Genomic DNA, 18,234 nt, shown 5'->3' on the forward strand with positions numbered 1-18,234 from the left:
CAGCTTATGCAGCTGTTTCAAGCTGGAAAAACCGCTGTTTTTGCAGGAAATGGCACTTTATTTGTTTGAAAAACTCAAAACAGGCAACCCCGACATGGGCATTTCCAGGAGGTGCGGCCAAATCTTTTCTTTTTGCCAAGCGGTCGAAGCTGCTTGCCAAAAACCCGCCTGCATCTCCGCCCACGTTAATAGTCTCGGGTATAATCGTCGGTTCTGTCCAAAATTGCCTCTTTATCTCGTTTGATCTAAGGTTTTTGCGGATTCTTTCCTTCTAGGTTGGTGCAAATTAATTTGGGGGTGGGGATGTCCGATCTGGCTAATCTCGCCAAACTCGCGCGCTCTAACGCGCAACTTCCAGTCAACGTCTATTTTGACGAAGCGCTGTTGAAGCAGGAAATTCAGCAATTGTTCCGCGATGGTCCGCGTTATGCGGGTCATGAATTGATGGTGCCGAATGTCGGCGACTTTGCCACGCTCGCGTGGGAAAACGAAGGCCGCATGCTGGTACGCAATCCGCAAGGTATTGAATTGCTTTCCAACGTCTGCCGTCACCGCCAGGCGAAAATGTTCAATGGCCGTGGCCATGCCAACAATATTGTCTGCCCGCTGCATCGCTGGACGTACGATCTCAAGGGTGAATTGATAGGCGCGCCGCATTTCGGCGAAACGCCTTGCCTGAACCTGTCCAATACTCCGCTGCAAAACTGGAACGGATTGCTGTTCGAGCGAAATGGCGTCGACGTTGCCAAGATTCTGGGCAATCTTGGGGTCACCAAGGATCTCGATTTCAGCGGCTACATGCTGGATCATGTTGAAGTGCACGAATGCGATTACAACTGGAAAACCTTCATCGAAGTGTATCTGGAGGATTACCACGTAGAGCCCTTCCATCCGGGTCTCGGCAGCTTCGTCAGCTGCGATGATTTGAAATGGGAATTCGGCGACCAGTACAGCGTGCAAACCGTCGGCGTACACAACGCATTGGCCAAGCACGGTTCGCCGACTTATCAAAAGTGGCAAGAACAGATATTGCAATTCCGCGGCGGCGTAGCACCACCTTACGGCGCGATCTGGCTAACGCTCTATCCGAACATCATGGTTGAGTGGTACCCGCACGTACTGGTTGTCTCGACCGTGTGGCCTAACGGTCCGCAGAAAACGCGCAATGTGGTCGAGTTTTACTATCCGGAAGAAATCGTCCATTTCGAACGCGACTTCATCGCAGCCGAACGCGCCGCGTATATGGAAACCTGCGAAGAAGATGACGAAATCGCCTTGCGCATGGATGCCGGCCGCAAGATCCTGATGGATAGAGGCGTCAATGAAGTCGGGCCTTATCAATCACCGATGGAAGACGGCATGCAGCACTTCCATGAATGGTATCGCCGTCAGCTCGACGTCTAAATCAATTATCTTTTAGGGGCACATGCATCACTGCATGTGCCCCCTGCTTCACCCCTCTTTTTCACCTCACTTTTAGCAGCACCTCTCATGCAATCACTCTGGATGCTGTTCGCCACCTTCACCTTTGCCATCATGGGCGTGTGCGTAAAACTGGCGTCCGAAACTTATACCGTTGCCGAAATTCTGATGTATCGCGGCCTGGTCGGCGTGGTCTTCATTTATGCGTTGATCCTGCGTCAGAACGGCAGCCTGAAAACCACTTACGTCTGGCAACATGGATGGCGCTGCATAGTCGGCACAGTCGCGGTCTGGTTATGGTTTTATGCCATCAGCCTGCTGCCGCTGGCAACTGCGATGACACTCAATTACATGGCGCCGATCTGGATTTCCGGCATCCTGTTTTTTGCGGCATGGCGTATCGGCAAACGGCGCTTTGAATGGGGTCTGGTTAGCGCGATCATTGCCAGCTTCATCGGCGTGACCTTGCTGTTGCGGCCATCGATACATGACGATCAATGGCTGGGCGGCTTGATCGGATTGCGTTCCGGCGCGCTATCGGCGCTCGCTTACCTGCAGGTACGGCATCTCGGGCAACTGGGCGAACCCGAATCACGCGTGGTGTTTTATTTTTCTGCTACCGGTCTGCTGGCAGGTTTTCTCGGCTGCCTGTTCGGCCCCGGCTTGCACGAACAACCGGTGAGCATACTGCGCGCGCATTCTGCTTATGGCATTACGCTGCTGCTGAGCATAGGCGTGTTCGCCGCGATGGCGCAGATGGCAATGACGCGCGCCTACAGACTCGGCAACACGCTGGTGACAGCAAACCTGCAATACACGGGAATCGTCTTTTCAAGTTTGTGGGGCATCGTGGTCTGGAATGATGTACTGGGCATCTATGGCTGGCTGGGCATCGCCATCATTCTGATCAGCGGTCTGGTCGCGACGTTCTACAATATTCGCAGCACTGCGCAAAGCAAAGCGGCACCGCCGGTAGATCCAATCGCCGTAGAGCTCTGATCGCCACCTGTTTGCAACACACCTAACCGGAGAAACAAGAATGGCTTTTACGACACTGGTTTCCGCAACTGAACTGGCAGCACACCTCTTCGATCCTGCCTGGGTCGTACTCGATTGCCGCCATGATCTGGGCAATCCTGACTTCGGTCGCGACGCTTACGAAAACGGTCATATTCCGAATGCGCAATTTGTGCATCTGGATCGCGATCTGTCTGGCGAAAAAATTAGTGCCGACGGCACATTCCTCGGGCGCCACCCGCTGCCGGATCGTACTGCCTTCATACTGACACTCAGACGTTTGGGAATAAACGATGACACGCAAGTCGTTGCCTACGATGCACATGGCGGCATGTTCGCCGCACGGCTGTGGTGGATGCTGCGCTGGGTCGGACACAACGCTGTTGCGGTGCTGGATGGCGGCTTGCAGGCTTGGCAGGCATCGGACATGTTTTTATCGACCGAGCCATCGCCACGCACTTTGGGCACGTTGACGGTCCAACCATCACTCGTCACATCGGTCAGCGCCGATGACTTGCTGAAAGGTTTGTCAGCCTCTGTACATACCATCATCGACGCACGTGCACCAGATCGTTTCCGCGGCGAGAATGAAACCATCGATCCCGTAGGCGGACACATTCCAGGCGCGAAAAACCGCTTCTTCAAGGAAAATTTGCAAGATGATGGCCGCTTCAAATCTGCGGATCAATTGCGTAGCGAACTCAGTGAATTGATCAAGAACCCGGAAACCGCCGTCATGCAATGCGGCTCGGGTGTCACCGCCTGTCACAATCTGCTGGCACTGGAGGTTGCGGGACTGACCGGATCTGCACTGTATCCCGGTTCATGGAGTGAATGGTGCAGCGACCCGGCACGGCCAGTCGCTCAAACCGTCTAGATCCTGGATGCAGCGCACACTCGTTCAATGTGCGTGCGAATGCCCGGTCAAAAATAAAACGATGCCGACACCAAGTGCAATCAACAGCACTTGCGGCACGGTCTCACTCATCGATGCACGGCGCTGCATTTGTGGCATCAAATCGCTGACCGCGATGTAGATAAATCCGGACGAGGCGAACACCAGCACGTAGGGTATCCATGACTGCGCACTGTCCAGCAACAGATATCCGACCACGCCACCGACGACGGCCATCAAGCCGGAAATGATGTTGTATACGTAGGCGCGGGTGCGCGTAAAACCTGCGTTCAGCAACACGATGAAGTCGCCGATTTCCTGTGGGATCTCATGCGCGATAATCGCCAGCCCGGTCATGATACCCAGATGAGGATCGGCCAGGAAAGCTGCCGCAATCAAAATGCCATCGGTGAAATTGTGCAGGCTGTCACCCACCAGTATCATCCAGCCGGAAGCGCCAGCCTCATGCGCGTCATGGCCGTGATGATGGCCGTGACCGTCGTGTTCGTGGTGATGGGAGTGACGCAGGATCGCCATTTTCTCCAGCAGGAAAAAAGCCAGCAAACCACCGAGCAGCACCGCGAATAATGTGTGCGCATCGGCGTCTGATTCAAAAGCTTCCGGCAAGGCATGCAACAAGGATGTTGCCAGCAAAATTCCGACCGACAGGCTGACCATGCGATCAACCAGCTTCGACAACAGCGAAAAAGAAAACAGAGCCGCAGCGGAAATGCTGAATACGCCAGAGATGGCGGTGGTCAACAGGATGGAAACGAGCGTGGAATTAATTTTGAATCTCAGTAGATGCAACAAGGTTGCAAATTAGAACATATCCGGCCCATTTCAGCAAATGAAACTGCGGCATGACGCCAGAAACGCATGCCGCAGTTTTGATTGTCTGGGCCGGTTACAACCCGGTTAAGCGTGTAAGTGCAGTAACCTTACCTCAGGCAACGCCGTGAGTTTTGAGCCATGCGATGCACTGTGTCCAACCTTCTTTGGCGTCCGCCTCTACATAACTAGGACGATAATCCGCATGGAAGGCATGGCCGGCATTTTTAAACACGATGAATTCCGATTTGCTGCTGCCCTTGGCCAATGCATCCTTCATTTCCACTACGGTGGTGACAGGAATACCGCCATCTTGCGCGCCATACAAACCGAGTATCGGCGTTTTTAATTTAGCCGCGATATCGACAGGATGGGTAGGCGTCAGCGATGTGCTGTTACCGACCAGGCGGCCGTACCACGCAACACCCGCTTTGACCTTGGGATTATGTGCGGAGTACATCCACGTGATGCGCCCACCCCAGCAAAAACCTGTGATGCCTAGCTTCGCAGTGTTGCCGCCATTGGCCTTGGCCCATGCAACGACAGCATCCAGATCGGTCATGACTTGTGCGTCCGGCACTTTGGTAATGACTTCCTTCTGCAATTCGGCAATCGTTTTGTAGGCACCAGGATCGCCTTGTCGCACAAACAGACTCGGCGCCAACGCCAAATAACCCAGCTTCGCAAAGCGACGTGCGACGTCGGCGATATATTCATGCACGCCAAAAATTTCCGAGATAACCAGAATTACCGGCAGATTGGTTTTGCCTTCCGGTTGCGCGCGATAAACCGGCACCGCCTGACCATTGACCATCACAGTCACCTCACCAGTCATCAATCCAGTCGTATCGGTCTTGACTACACTTTGTGCGCACACAGGTAGCACCGCCGCTGCAAAGCCGGTACCCAGCGCAGCTTTCATGAAACCACGTCGATCTACACCATCGGACAAAGGGGTCTTGGCAACCAAGCTAGCGAAATCTTCTTTCAAATTTTCCATGGCAATCCTCCAGTAATTAAAGTGATGCAATCTTCCAGTTTGAAAAATATTTACTGCGGCGTACTTCCGCTACACATGCAACTTAAGTACGTCGAGCAAACGACAAAATCAGTGCGCCTGGTCCCAGTTTTTGCCTACGCCAACCTCAGCGATCAATGGCACTTTCAGTTGCGCGACGTTACGCATCAACTCCGGTAATTTTTCACGCACCAATGCGAGTTCCGTTTCCGGCACTTCGAGCACCAGTTCATCGTGCACCTGCATGATCATTTTTGACTGCAAATTTTCAGACTCCAGCCAGCCTTGCACTGCGATCATCGCCAATTTGATCAAGTCGGCAGCAGTACCCTGCATAGGCGCATTGATTGCCGCACGCTCTGCACCCTGGCGGCGCGGGCCGTTGGGAGAATTGATTTCGGGCAGCCACAGGCGACGGCCGAAAACCGTTTGCACATAGCCGCGCGCTTTTGCTTCCATGCGTGTTTCATCCATATAGCGTTTGACGCCGGAGAAACGGTAAAAGTATTTTTCGATATAACTCTGCGCCGCCGAACGCTCAATGCCGAGATTGCCTGCCAGACCGAATGCACTCATGCCGTAGATCAAACCAAAGTTGATGACTTTCGCATAACGCCGCTGTTCGCTGCTGACGTCGGTTGCCTGCACACCAAAAATTTCTGCCGCAGTGGCACGGTGAATATCTTCCCCTTCTGCAAACGCACGCAACATGTTTTCATCTTCCGAGATGTGCGCCATGATGCGTAATTCGATTTGTGAATAATCGGCAGATACGATCACGCTACCGGCGGGTGCAATGAATGCCTCGCGTATGCGGCGCCCTTCTGCATTGCGGATCGGGATGTTTTGCAGATTCGGTTCATTCGAAGACAAACGTCCGGTGACTGCGACCGCTTGCGCATAATTCGTATGCACGCGGCCGGTGGTTGGATCGATCATTTTCGGCAGTTTGTCGGTATAAGTCGACTTCAATTTTGCCAGACCGCGATATTCGAGCAAGGCCTTCGGCAGCGGATAATCCTCAGCCAGTTTTTGCAGCACTTCCTCATCCGTGGACGGCGTACCGGATGGCGTTTTTTTCACGACCGGCAGCTTCAATTTTTCAAAGAAAATTTCACCTATCTGCTTGGGTGAATTCAAGTTGAATGGCTGGCCGGCCAGTTCGTAAGCTGCCTGCTCGATCTCCATCATGCGCTTGCCAAGTTCATTCGATTGCGTTGCCAGCAGGGCAGGATCGATCAGCACACCGTTACGTTCTATTTTGTGCAATACAACGGCAGTCGGCAATTCGATTTTTTCATAAATAAAGGTCAAGCCCGGGTCGCCGCTCACATGCGGGAACATCCGTTGATGCAGCTGCAAGGTGATATCGGCATCCTCTGCCGCATAATCGGTCGCACGGGCAATCTCGACCTGATCGAAACAGATTTGCGATGCGCCCTTGCCGCAGACTTCCTGGAACGTGATCGTCTTGCGACTCAAATGACGCAAGGCGAGGCTATCCATGTCGTGGCTGCGATGCGATTCGAACACATAGGATTGCAGCAAAGTGTCATGCTGGATCCCGCGCAGGCTGATGCCATGATTCGCAAAAATATGGCTGTCGTACTTTAGATTTTGTCCAAGCTTGGCTTTGTGTTCATCTTCCAGCCAAGGGCGCAGCTTTTGCAGCACCAGGTCGCGCGACAATTGTTGCGGGGCATCCTGATAGCGATGCGCTACCGGGATATACGCGGCGACGCCCGGTTCACAGCACAATGAGATGCCAACCAGTTGTGCCTGCATGGGTTCCAGCGAAGTGGTCTCGGTATCAACCGCAGTCAATATTGCCGCATTGATTTTATCCAGCCAACGATCCAGGTCGGCTTCGGTCAACACGGTCTCGTAATGCTTTTCGACTTCCAGCAAATCTTCGCCAAACAAGGCGCCTTGCGGGGCAATTCCTGTGGCGGCACCGGTCGCAGTATTCTGGCCTGACGGCGAATCGGCATGCTCACTCAACTCGCGCAACCAGCTCTTGAAACCATTGCGCTTGAAGAAGGCAATCATGGCCTCGATATCTTCCGGCTTCTGCGTCAGGGATTCTGGAATCGATTGCATATGGGCGGACAGATCGCAATCAGTCTTCACCGTGATCAGGACTTTCGCCTGCGGCAACCAATCCAGTGCACGGCGCAGATTGTCGCCGACTACACCCTTGATCTCTGCCGCATGCGCGACGATGCCATCCAGCGTGTCATATTGTGTCAGCCATTTGACTGCAGTTTTGGGCCCGACTTTTTCTACGCCCGGCACGTTGTCGACTGTGTCGCCTATCAGGGTCAGGTAATCGACGATGCGTTCTGGCGGCACGCCAAATTTTGCAATCACGCCGTCCCGATCAAGCTTTTCATTGCTCATCGTGTTCACCAGCGTGACGTGTTCATTGACCAGCTGCGCCAAATCCTTGTCGCCGGTAGAAATCACTGTCGTCATGCCATGCTTGACTGCCTCGACCGAAAGGGTGGCGATCACGTCATCGGCTTCTATCCCTTCTATCATCAGGATCGGCCAGCCCATCGCGCGCACCGCTTCATGGATGGGCTCGATCTGGCGTACCAGGTCGTCCGGCATGGAAGCGCGCTGCGCCTTGTATTCAGCATATAAATCATCGCGAAAGGTTTTGCCTTTGGCATCGAATACGCACGCCATGTACGCGCTCGGATAATCCTTGCGCAGGCGGCGCAGCATATTGATCATCCCGTAGATGGCACCGGTAGGCGCCCCTTCCGGGCCGCGCAGATCCGGCATCGCGTGAAACGCACGATACAAATAGCTGGAGCCGTCGACTAATAACAAAGTTTTATTCATAGGGATTCGGTAATTCGGTAAGGAAGGCGACTGACTGGGGAGCATGCAAGGCATGGCAAACGGCTACGATTATGGCAGAGTTTGAGATCGCCGAATAATGCGATGCTCTGGCCTGTGCACGATCCTGGCGCAACAAGGGAAGCACGCAAAGATTGGCATTATGGAAAGCATTGCAATGAAAGACATCAGGCGGCTAACCATAAAGGAAACACAAACAGAACTATTTGCTGCAGGCAGGGGCCGGTTTGCTACAATGAACCATATTGGTTTCCTTTCAACGACGGCTCATACATACATCATGCGCACATCCAAATTTTGGTCCCTTATTACGATTTCCGTAGCGGCAATCGCAACACCGCTGATTGTCAGCGCGCAATCAACTGCGCCGACAAAGGATTTCGCGCCGGCACCGCCGCAAACGCAACGTCTGGAAGAAGGCGAAGCACCGGCAGTCACGATCCGTCAGCCTGACACACAAAAGAAAATTACCGAAAAAAGATCGCAGGGCAAAGTCACTGAAGTAAAAGTACAAACGGGTAAAACCACTTATTACGCAAAACCAAACGATACGCCGGGCGCGATGCGCGGCGATGGCCAAAGCGATACCAATCGCCCGGTGCAATTTGAAGTCGGCACCTTCGGTGGACCGAAAAGCGCCACTGCAGCAGAACCGGCACAGACATTGGCACCTGCACCAGTGAAATAAAGCAGCCGCAGCAAGGTTTGTCGGCAACCGTCAGATAACGCACTCCGGTGCGTTATTTTTTTCTTTTCGGATGACGCGTCTTTTTAATACGCATTTTTTTACATACTCATTAAATATCCTCATGGCAGTCTTTACTCCGGTCAGTCTCGACGACCTTTCCTCGTGGATCACGCAATTCGATCTGGGCAAAGCGCTCGCGATCAAGGGCATTTCATCCGGCATCGAGAACAGCAACTTTTTCATCACCACCGAGCGCGGCGAATACGTGCTGACCGTGTTTGAAAAACTCACGTTCGAACAACTGCCGTTCTATCTGAACCTGATGCGCCATTTGGCTGAAGGGGGCGTTTCTGTTCCTGCGCCCATCGCCAATCGCAAGGGTTCCATCATCAATGAATTACACGGCAAGCCAGCCTCGATTGTGACCAAACTGGCAGGTCATTGCGAACTGGCACCGCAACCTGTGCATTGCGCTGCTGTCGGCGCGATGCTGGCCTGCATGCATATGGCGGCCGAAGATTTCGAAATTCGCCAGCCGAATCTGCGCGGCATCAGCTGGTGGAATGAAACCACACCTGTCGTCTTGCCCTACCTTTTCGATAGCAACAAGCAATTGTTGACCGAGGAAATGGCTTTCCAGAATGCATTTGCAGCTTCCGATGTGTTCAAGGAATTGCCTAACGGTCCTATCCATGCCGACCTGTTCCGCAATAACGTGATGTTTGACGGCGATCAGCTGAGTGGTTTCTTCGATTTTTATTTTGCCGGTTGCGACACGTGGCTATTCGACGTCGCCGTCACCGTCAACGACTGGTGCATCGATATAGAAAGTGGTCTATTCGATCAGGCAAGGGTGCGGGCAATGCTGGATGCGTACCACGAGATACGCCCATTTACCGCAGAAGAACAAATTGCATGGCAACCAATGTTGCGTGCCAGCGCGCTACGCTTTTGGCTGTCGCGGCTGTATGATTTCCATATGCCGCGCGATGCTGAAATGTTGACACCGCACGATCCGGCACATTTTGAACGCATATTGCGTTTGCGTATCGAACAGGCAGCACCTGCACTTTTTACAACGGCGGGATGATGGAAAAATTACCTGCAAAAACCGGTTGGCTCTGGGTGACGGAAGGCTTTGCCTTGTTCCGCAAGCAGCCTGCTGAGCTATCGACATTGTTCTTCGGCTACATGTTTCTGATGCTGGCCCTCGGCATCATTCCCGTCATTGGCCAACTGATGCCGCTGATACTGGTGCCCTTGTTTTCGATGACCTTCATGCATGCCTGCGTACAGATAGAAGCCGGCAAAAAAGTGTATCCCAATCTACTGCTGGTCGGCTTTCGCTCGCCTTACGTGCGCAACCTGATCAAGCTCGGCTCACTGTATTTGTTGGCCGCGATCATCGCTATCGGCGCATCCGCGCTGATAGACGGCGGGGTATTTGTACAGGCGATTACAGGTCAGATCGCGATTGATGCCGAAACCGTGCGCAACTCCAACATGACGCTGGCGATGCTGTTTTCTGCCGTCGTGTATATACCGGCGGCGATGGCGTTCTGGTACGCGGCACCGCTGATTGCATGGCAGGGCATGGGCGTAGGCAAGGCGATTTTCTACAGCTTCTTCGCGGTACGTCGCGCCAGTAAAGCATTTTTGATTTACGGTTTGGCATGGGTCACGATAGGGATGATATTCCCGGTCATCGTGAGTTCGATTTTCGGCATGCTGCTGAACTCGCCAAATGCTTCCATCTTCATTCTGATGCCAGTTACGCTGGTGCTGACTGTCATCATGTATTGCTCGTTTTATCCGAGCTATACGCATCTGTTCGGGCCACCGCCGACACCGCTACCGTCGAAATAAAACAGTGCTGCACGCTTGATACGCGTGCAGCGCTATTCTGTTTTTCTTCGGTTTTTTAGCTGGCCAGCTTGTCGAGTTTGGCAATGCTCAAGTCCAGCAACTTCATCCCGTGCCGACCGAAATTGATATGCGCGCGCGCACTGCCGCCGCTGCCCTCGATATTCACGATCACGCCTTCGCCAAACTTTGCATGCGCAACTGATTCACCTATGCGCCAGCCGATGTCGGTCTTGGTAATCGCCTGCGCAATCTTGTTGGAACCGGCGCCTAACGCGTCTTCCCATGCAGCTTTTGGATGTGCATACCAGTGATGCTGTTGCGGCTGCATCTTGGGCGACAACCACTTCAATGATTCTTCCGGCAATTCGTCGAAGAAGCGTGATTTCATGTTGTAGCGTGTCTGCCCATGCAACATCCGCGTTTGCGAAAAACTGATATACAAACGACGTTTGGCGCGCGTGATTGCGACGTACATCAGGCGACGTTCTTCTTCGACGCCGCCTTCTTCCTTCTGCGAATTTTCGTGAGGAAACAAACCCTCTTCCAGGCCGGTGATAAACACGGCGTCGAACTCCAGTCCCTTGGCGGAATGTACCGTCATCAATTGCAAGGCGTCCTGCCCGGCCTGCGCCTGATTGTCGCCCGCTTCCAGCGAAGCATGGGACAGGAAAGCAGACAAGGGAGACATCACGGCAGGCAACGGTGCATCGGCATCCAGCACTTCCACCCCATCTTGCGTCGTAATCGCGGGACCCGCCATCTGTTCGCTACGTGGCCCAAGCATGGCGGGCGCATCGTGACCGAAACCTTCTTCAGAAACGAACAGCGTGGCCGCGCTGACCAGTTGCTCCAGATTCTCTATCCGATCTGCGCCTTCCTTTTCATTTTGGTAATGCGTGATCAAGCCACTCGCATCCAGCACGATCTGCACCATCTCCGGTAAAGGCAGATGCTGGGTTTCGAAACGCGCACCTTCTATCAGTTTGACAAAAGCGCCCAGCGTAGATCCCGCCTTGCCGGCCACATACGGCACTGCCGCGTACAGTGAAATGCCGTACTGCTTTGCTGCATCCTGCAACTGCTCCAGCGAACGCGCGCCTATGCCACGCGTAGGGAAATTCACCACACGCAAGAAAGCAGAGTCGTTATGCAGGTTATCCATCAATTGCAGATAGGCGATTGCATGCTTGACTTCGGCACGCTCAAAATAACGCTGGCCACCATAGACGCGATACGGGATGCCGGCCGAGAACAGCGCATGCTCGATCACGCGCGATTGTGCATTCGAACGGTACAGCACAGCGATTTCGCTGCGCGTGCCGCCTTCGGCAATCAGGCTTTTGGTCTCTTCGATGATCCACTGCGCTTCCTGCAAATCGCTGGTGGATTCATAAATCCTGACCTGTTCGCCATGACCGGCATCGGTATGCAGATTCTTGCCGAGGCGCTTGGTGTTATTCGCAATCAGCGTGTTGGCGGTATCGAGAATATGTCCGTGCGAGCGATAATTCTGCTCCAGCTTGATCAGATTCTCGACCTTGAACTCGCGCTCAAACGCCGACATATTGCCGACGTTGGCGCCGCGAAACGCATAAATACTTTGATCATCATCACCGACTGCAAACACCGCACCCTGGGTGCCGGCCATCAACTTCAACCAGTTGTATTGCAGGTTGTTGGTATCCTGGAATTCGTCGACCAGAATGTGCTTGAAACGCGATTGATAATGTTCACGCAACGGCTGATTGCGGCTCAACAATTCGTAAGTACGCAATAACAGTTCGGCAAAATCGACCACGCCTTCGCGCTGGCATTGTTGATCATAAATTTCATACAACTCAACCATCTTGCGGTTGTAGTCATCGAACGCTTCCACATCCTGCGCGCGCAAACCCTGATCCTTCGCGCCGTTGATGAAATACATCAAGGTACGCGGCGGATATTTTTCATCGTCGATATTGTTCGCTTTGAGCAAGCGCTTGATCATCGACAACTGATCCTGCGAATCCAGAATCTGGAAAGTCTGCGGCAGCGCTGCATCGCGATAGTGTGCACGCAACAGGCGGTTACACAATCCGTGAAACGTTCCTATCCACATGCCGCGCGTATTGATCGGCATCATCGCCGACAAGCGCGTCATCATTTCTTTCGCAGCCTTGTTGGTAAACGTCACCGCGAGTATGCCGCCCGGCGACACCTGCCCGGTCTGGATAAGCCACGCGATACGCGTCGTCAATACACGTGTTTTACCGGAACCGGCACCCGCCAGAATCAGCGCAGGTTGCGCCGGCAAAGTCACGGCAGCGAGTTGTTCGGGATTGAGATTATGAAGAAGATTTTGCATCTATCGATTATACCGGCACAGGGTCGCGATACCGCGCTGAATCCAAATTGAATGCCTGTGCATTCGCGGCAAATCTGCATCGATTGCCGAATGACATGGCAATACTAAACTTATAGATATCACAGGCAAAAAAATACCTGCATTTCATTCAACATATATGTCGATGAAATACAGGCATCTTTATTATCGCGCAGTCAAAACATGCGCACTAGAGTAAATTATTTTACGAAAAAATTGGCAAATGCACGCGCCGCTGCCTGCGGATCACCGGCCAGATAAACGCTACTGATTGCAGCGACCATGTCCGCCCCATTCTTGACCAGCGACGCGGAGTTTTCTTTGGTCATGCCGCCGATTACGCAGCTAGGCACCTTACCTTGTGCTTTCCAGTCTGCAACGATGTTTGGATCTGTCGTCACCGGATATTTTTTTACCTTCGACGGATAGAAGCCGCCAAATGCGACGTAGCTAGCGCCTGCCGCTTCTGCCGCGTGCGCCATCTCCAGGCTGCCGTAGCAGGATGCGCCGAGTATCTTGTCAGGGCCGATCGCCTTGCGCACTTCCGCAACAGCCATATCGGTGCCGCCGACATGAATGCCATCGGCATCAAGTTCCATGCAGAGCTCGATGTAGTCATTGATGATGAATGGGCATTGATAGCTGCGTGCCAGCGCCTGCAGACATTCAGCCTGTTCACGACGCAAGGCGGCATCTGCCGTTTTATGCCGATATTGCAGTAACGAGACACCGCCCTTCAATGCCAGTTCGGTAATTTCCAGTAACTTGCGGGTGTCGTCCCAATCCGGGGTAACGAGATACAAACCTTGCATGCTTTTCTTCCTGACTATTCTGTAACTACGACTGTAATTTTTTGAGTGTTACTTCACCACACGCCCGGCCATAGGCGACGACGGCGACGCAGAGAAACGTTTGGCGATACGGCCCGCCAGATAGGCGTTGCGACCGGCATCAATACCGAGTTTCATCGCATGCGCCATGCGCACTGGATCTTGCGCCCCGGCAATCGCGGTATTCATCAAGACGCCATCGCAACCCAGTTCCATCGCAATGGCTGCGTCCGATGCGGTGCCTACACCTGCATCGACGATGACCGGGACCTTGGATTGTTCAATGATCAGCGACAGATTCCACGGATTCAAGATGCCCATGCCGGAACCGATCAGCGAAGCCAGCGGCATGATGGCGGCGCAGCCGATGCCTTCCAGCATGCGCGCTTGAATCGGATCATCGCTGCAATAGACCATCACGTCGAAACCATCCTTGACCAGCGTTTCCGCCGCTTTCAGGGTTTCCGGCATGTTGGGGAATAAAGTCTTTTCATCGCCGAGTACTTCGAGCTTGCAAAGTTTGTGGCCACCGAGGATTTCACGACCAAGTTGCAGCGTATAAACCGCATCGGCGGCGTTGTAGCAGCCTGCCGAGTTTGGCAACAAGGTGAATTCAGATGGCGGCAACACATCAAGCAGGCTCGGTGCATTTGGATCTTGGCCGATATTCACGCGACGAATCGCGACGGTGACGATTTGTGCGCCGCTGGCCAGACTGGCTTCGCGCGTTTCGGTCAAATCCTTGTACTTGCCGCTACCGACCAGCAGACGTGAACGGTAAGTGGTGCCGGCGATGACGAAGGGTTCGTCTGTAAATGTTGCTGTGCTCATGGATGGTCCTGTTTCGGTATTCTATTTTTGCCATTGCAACTTATGCAGCGAGTTGCAGAAAGATATTCGGATGAAAGCTTAGCCGCCGCCGATTGCGCGCACGACATCAACCTGGTCGGCCGATTGCAATTGCCGCTGCTGCCATTGACTACGCGGCACAATTTGGCGATTGATCGCCACTGCGACTGCCTTGCCGGACAAGGACAATTTTTCAATCAACACTTCGACATTCTGATTTGGCTCAATTTCGTAGGCCGCGCCGTTTAATTCGATCTGGATCATTGCTTTACTATTTCACTGAGGCGCAGCGCCGATTAATCAATCTGAATTCCTCAAATCAAGAACATCGTGTTCTGCTGCTGGATCAACATCAGCAATGTGCGGCCGCAAGGGCCTTGCTGTTCATTCTGTCATTGCCGTCAATTTTTCTCGATCAAACCCGTGCACATAGGGCGAGCATCGGACAAAAATGCATTCTTGCCTAAAAATCAAGATCGATATCAATCAACGAAGACCAGAATTCTACCCGCATTTGCCTTATCAGCGGCAATGCAGAGCGCATCGTCACTTATAATGCTTGATTCGATTCAATTCTTTCAAAATCATGGAATTAGCAAAATCTTTCGATCCGGCCGACATTGAAGCTTTCTGGCGCACCGAATGGGAAAAACGCGGTTATTACGCCGCAACCACCGATGCCGACAAACCCGCATTCAGCATCCAATTGCCGCCGCCTAACGTCACCGGCACGCTGCATCTGGGTCACGGCTTCAACCAAACGATCATGGATGGCCTGACTCGCTATCACCGCATGCGCGGTTTCAATACGGCATGGATTCCAGGTACCGATCACGCTGGCATCGCTACGCAAATCGTGGTTGAACGCCAACTCGATGCGCAAAAAATCACGCGCCATGATATGGGCCGTGAAAAATTCATCGAAAAAGTCTGGGAGTGGAAAGAAAAATCCGGCTCCACCATCACCGGCCAGATGCGCCGCCTCGGCACCTCGCCAGACTGGAGCCGCGAATACTTCACGATGGATGAACCTCGCTCGAAAGTCGTCACCGAAGTCTTCGTGCGTCTGGTTGAACAAGGCCTGATCTATCGCGGCAAACGCCTGGTCAACTGGGACCCAGTACTCGGCACCGCCGTGTCCGACCTGGAAGTCGTTTCGGAAGAAGAAGACGGCCACATGTGGAACATCCGCTATCCATTGGCAGATGGTTCGAAATACAAGTTCCCGATTGCATTCGATGAAGAAGGCAAGGCTACAGAATGGGAAGAGCGCGACTTCATCGTCGTCGCCACCACGCGTCCGGAAACCATGTTGGGCGACGTCGCGGTTGCCGTTGATCCTAGCGATGAACGCTATCAACATCTGGTTGGAAAATTATTGACCTTGCCTTTGTGCGATCGCACGATTCCGATTATTGCCGACGACTACGTCGACAAGGAGTTCGGCACAGGCTGCGTCAAAATCACGCCTGCGCATGACTTCAACGATTACGCCGTTGGTCAACGCCACAACCTCGACAAGATCAGCATCCTGACACTCGATGCGAAGATCAATGAATTCGCACCAGTCGCTTATCAAGGCATGGATAGGTACGTAGCGCGTAAGCAGATCGTTGCAGATCTCGACGCACAAGGTTTGCTGGAACTGGTCAAGCCACACAAATTGATGGTGCCACGTGGCGATCGCACAAATGCCGTGATCGAACCGATGTTGACCGACCAATGGTTTGTAGCGATGAGTAAGCCAGCACCGGAAGGCACGCACTTCCCGGGCAAATCTATCACTGAAGTTGCATTGGAAAAAGTCGCAAGCGGCGAAGTAAAAATGCTGCCGGAAAACTGGACCAATACCTATAACCAGTGGCTGAACAATATCCAGGACTGGTGTATTTCGCGTCAACTTTGGTGGGGGCATCAAATCCCGGCGTGGTATGACAGCGAAGGAAAAGTCTACGTTGGTCGCAACGAAGAAGAAGCAAAAGCCAAGGCTGCAGCAGCTGGTTACAACGGAGTATTGACGCGCGATGAAGACGTGCTCGACACGTGGTTCTCGTCGGCGCTGGTTCCATTCTCGACACTAGGCTGGCCTGAAGAAACGCCTGATTTCAAAACCTTCCTGCCATCGTCTGTGCTGGTGACCGGTTTCGACATCATCTTCTTCTGGGTCGCACGCATGGTCATGATGACTACGCACTTCACCGGCAAGGTCCCATTCAACACGGTGTACGTTCATGGATTGATCCGCGACAGCAGCGGACAGAAAATGTCCAAGTCGAAGGGCAATACGCTGGATCCTATCGACTTGATCGATGGCATCAGTCTCGATGATCTGGTTGCCAAACGCACAGTCGGTCTGATGAATCCCAAGCAGGCTGCGAGTATTGAGAAAGCAACGCGCAAGGAATTCCCGTCAGGTATCGCTGCCTACGGCACCGACGCCTTGCGCTTCACGATGGCGAGCTATGCATCGCTGGGTCGCAACATCAATTTCGATCTGGCACGCGCCGAAGGCTATCGCAATTTCTGCAACAAGTTATGGAACGCGACGCGCTTTGTGTTGATGAATTGCGAAGGTCACGATTGCGGTTTCCGCGACGCGCCCTGCGCGGCCGGTGATTGTGATCCAGGTGGCTACACCGACTTTTCGCAAGCGGATCGCTGGATCGTTTCCAAGCTGCAGCGCACTGAAGCGGATATTGCCAAGGGCTTTGCCGACTATCGCTTCGACAATATTGCGTCGTCGCTGTATCAATTCATCTGGGATGAATATTGCGACTGGTATCTGGAAGTCGCCAAGATGCAAATCCAGACCGGTAGCGAAGCACAGCAACGTGCCACGCGTCGCACCTTGTTGCGCGTACTGGAAACCATCTTGCGTCTGGCGCATCCAGTGATTCCATTCATCACCGAGCAATTGTGGCAAACCGTTGCGCCATTGACGGGTTATAAAATGAAGGTCGCGGATGGAGCAGTGCACGATTCGATCATGATGCAGCCGTATCCGGAATCGCAAGCCGGCAAGATCGATGAAGAAGCCGAAGCGTGGATGCATGAGTTAAAAGCCATGACCGATGCATGCCGCAATCTGCGCGGTGAAATGCAGTTGTCGCCAGCTCTGCGCGTACCGCTGGCAATGGAAGCCACCGATGCGGCACAAACAGCGCGCCTGCAATCGTTTGCGCCCTATCTGCAAGCACTGGCCAAACTATCGGAAGTCAATGTTGCCGACACATTGCCAGAATCGCCGGCACCGGTTTCCATCGTCGGTACGGCGAAGCTGATGCTGCAAGTCGAAATCGATGTTGCCGCAGAACGCGAACGCCTGAGCAAGGAAATCACCCGCCTGGATGGCGAAATCACCAAGGCCAACAGCAAGCTTGGCAATGAAAGTTTTGTCGCACGCGCACCCGCGCAAGTCGTCGCGCAAGAGAAGGAACGCGTTGCCAACTTCTCTGCAACACTGGAAAAACTGCGCGAGCAATTTGCCAAGCTGTAACTCTACCGGCTGACATTCGGCACAGCATGTCTGTCGCATGCCGAGCCGATTAAAAAGCAGGCATCAACAAAAAAGCCTGACTTCAGTGATGA

Annotated in this window: 15 protein-coding genes; 7 read left to right on the forward strand and 8 right to left on the reverse strand. The window is 53.2% G+C overall.

All coding sequences use genetic code 11. From position 1 onward, the window contains the following. Positions 1–4: 4 nt before the first annotated feature. Positions 5–160, reverse strand: coding sequence for a hypothetical protein (locus tag ACFQO0_RS04905; RefSeq protein WP_382232911.1), 156 nt, complete (start codon positions 158–160; stop codon positions 5–7). A gap of 143 nt (positions 161–303) precedes the next feature. On the opposite strand from ACFQO0_RS04905, the gene ACFQO0_RS04910 reads away from it, so the two are divergent. The 3 genes from ACFQO0_RS04910 (at position 304) to ACFQO0_RS04920 (ending at position 3,316) form a co-directional block, all read left to right on the forward strand. Further along, positions 304–1,404 (forward strand): aromatic ring-hydroxylating oxygenase subunit alpha, encoded by a 1,101-nt coding sequence (locus tag ACFQO0_RS04910; protein WP_112992789.1) that lies wholly within the window; start codon positions 304–306, stop codon positions 1,402–1,404. An 87-nt stretch (positions 1,405–1,491) separates the two neighbouring features. Next, positions 1,492–2,421: a DMT family transporter gene (locus tag ACFQO0_RS04915; protein WP_382232912.1), complete on the forward strand. Its 930-nt coding sequence runs from the start codon at positions 1,492–1,494 to the stop codon at positions 2,419–2,421. Between the two features lie 40 nt (positions 2,422–2,461). After that, the gene (locus ACFQO0_RS04920) at positions 2,462–3,316 is read left to right on the forward strand and encodes a sulfurtransferase (protein ID WP_382232913.1); all 855 of its coding nucleotides are present in this window, start codon (positions 2,462–2,464) and stop codon (positions 3,314–3,316) included. A 24-nt stretch (positions 3,317–3,340) separates the two neighbouring features. Here the strand turns inward: ACFQO0_RS04920 and ACFQO0_RS04925 are convergent, their stop codons facing one another. The 3 genes from ACFQO0_RS04925 to polA form a co-directional block, all read right to left on the reverse strand. Further along, positions 3,341–4,135, reverse strand: coding sequence for a ZIP family metal transporter (locus tag ACFQO0_RS04925; protein ID WP_382234017.1), 795 nt, complete (start codon positions 4,133–4,135; stop codon positions 3,341–3,343). Positions 4,136–4,280: 145 nt separating this feature from the next. Next, the gene (locus ACFQO0_RS04930) at positions 4,281–5,165 is read right to left on the reverse strand and encodes a dienelactone hydrolase family protein (protein ID WP_382232914.1); all 885 of its coding nucleotides are present in this window, start codon (positions 5,163–5,165) and stop codon (positions 4,281–4,283) included. A 108-nt stretch (positions 5,166–5,273) separates the two neighbouring features. Further along, a complete protein-coding gene (gene polA / locus ACFQO0_RS04935; RefSeq protein WP_382232915.1) occupies positions 5,274–8,033 on the reverse strand; it encodes a DNA polymerase I in 2,760 nt (919 codons plus the stop codon). Between the two features lie 298 nt (positions 8,034–8,331). Between polA and ACFQO0_RS04940 the strand changes: the two genes are divergently transcribed. The 3 genes from ACFQO0_RS04940 (at position 8,332) to ACFQO0_RS04950 (ending at position 10,605) form a co-directional block, all read left to right on the forward strand. Further along, on the forward strand, positions 8,332–8,739 hold the full coding sequence (locus ACFQO0_RS04940) for a DUF2782 domain-containing protein (protein ID WP_382232916.1): 408 nt from the start codon (positions 8,332–8,334) through the stop codon (positions 8,737–8,739). 121 nt (positions 8,740–8,860) lie between these two features. Further along, positions 8,861–9,829, forward strand: coding sequence for a homoserine kinase (locus ACFQO0_RS04945; protein WP_382232917.1), 969 nt, complete (start codon positions 8,861–8,863; stop codon positions 9,827–9,829). Further along, complete coding sequence (locus tag ACFQO0_RS04950; RefSeq protein ID WP_382234019.1) at positions 9,829–10,605, forward strand: BPSS1780 family membrane protein; 777 nt, start codon at positions 9,829–9,831, stop codon at positions 10,603–10,605. The genes ACFQO0_RS04945 and ACFQO0_RS04950 overlap by 1 nt, the downstream gene beginning before the upstream one ends. A 55-nt stretch (positions 10,606–10,660) precedes the next feature. Here ACFQO0_RS04950 and ACFQO0_RS04955 read toward each other — a convergent pair whose 3' ends face one another. From ACFQO0_RS04955 to thiS, 4 genes are all read right to left on the reverse strand, one after another. Further along, positions 10,661–12,949 (reverse strand): UvrD-helicase domain-containing protein, encoded by a 2,289-nt coding sequence (locus tag ACFQO0_RS04955; RefSeq protein WP_382232918.1) that lies wholly within the window; start codon positions 12,947–12,949, stop codon positions 10,661–10,663. A gap of 218 nt (positions 12,950–13,167) precedes the next feature. Further along, on the reverse strand, positions 13,168–13,779 hold the full coding sequence (gene thiE / locus ACFQO0_RS04960; protein WP_382232919.1) for a thiamine phosphate synthase: 612 nt from the start codon (positions 13,777–13,779) through the stop codon (positions 13,168–13,170). 48 nt (positions 13,780–13,827) lie between these two features. After that, positions 13,828–14,628, reverse strand: coding sequence for a thiazole synthase (locus ACFQO0_RS04965; protein WP_382232920.1), 801 nt, complete (start codon positions 14,626–14,628; stop codon positions 13,828–13,830). 78 nt (positions 14,629–14,706) lie between these two features. Then, positions 14,707–14,910: a sulfur carrier protein ThiS gene (thiS, locus tag ACFQO0_RS04970; protein WP_382232921.1), complete on the reverse strand. Its 204-nt coding sequence runs from the start codon at positions 14,908–14,910 to the stop codon at positions 14,707–14,709. A gap of 322 nt (positions 14,911–15,232) precedes the next feature. Here thiS and ACFQO0_RS04975 point away from each other — a divergent pair, with 322 nt between their 5' ends. Next, positions 15,233–18,142 carry a valine--tRNA ligase gene (locus ACFQO0_RS04975; protein WP_382232922.1) on the forward strand — a complete coding sequence of 970 codons (2,910 nt, stop codon included), beginning with the start codon at positions 15,233–15,235 and terminating at the stop codon, positions 18,140–18,142. The last annotated feature ends 92 nt before the right edge of the window (positions 18,143–18,234 follow it).

Origin of the sequence: Herminiimonas aquatilis (genome assembly GCF_042665175.1) — a bacterium.
In the GTDB taxonomy this organism is placed as follows: domain Bacteria; phylum Pseudomonadota; class Gammaproteobacteria; order Burkholderiales; family Burkholderiaceae_D; genus Oxalicibacterium; species Oxalicibacterium aquatilis.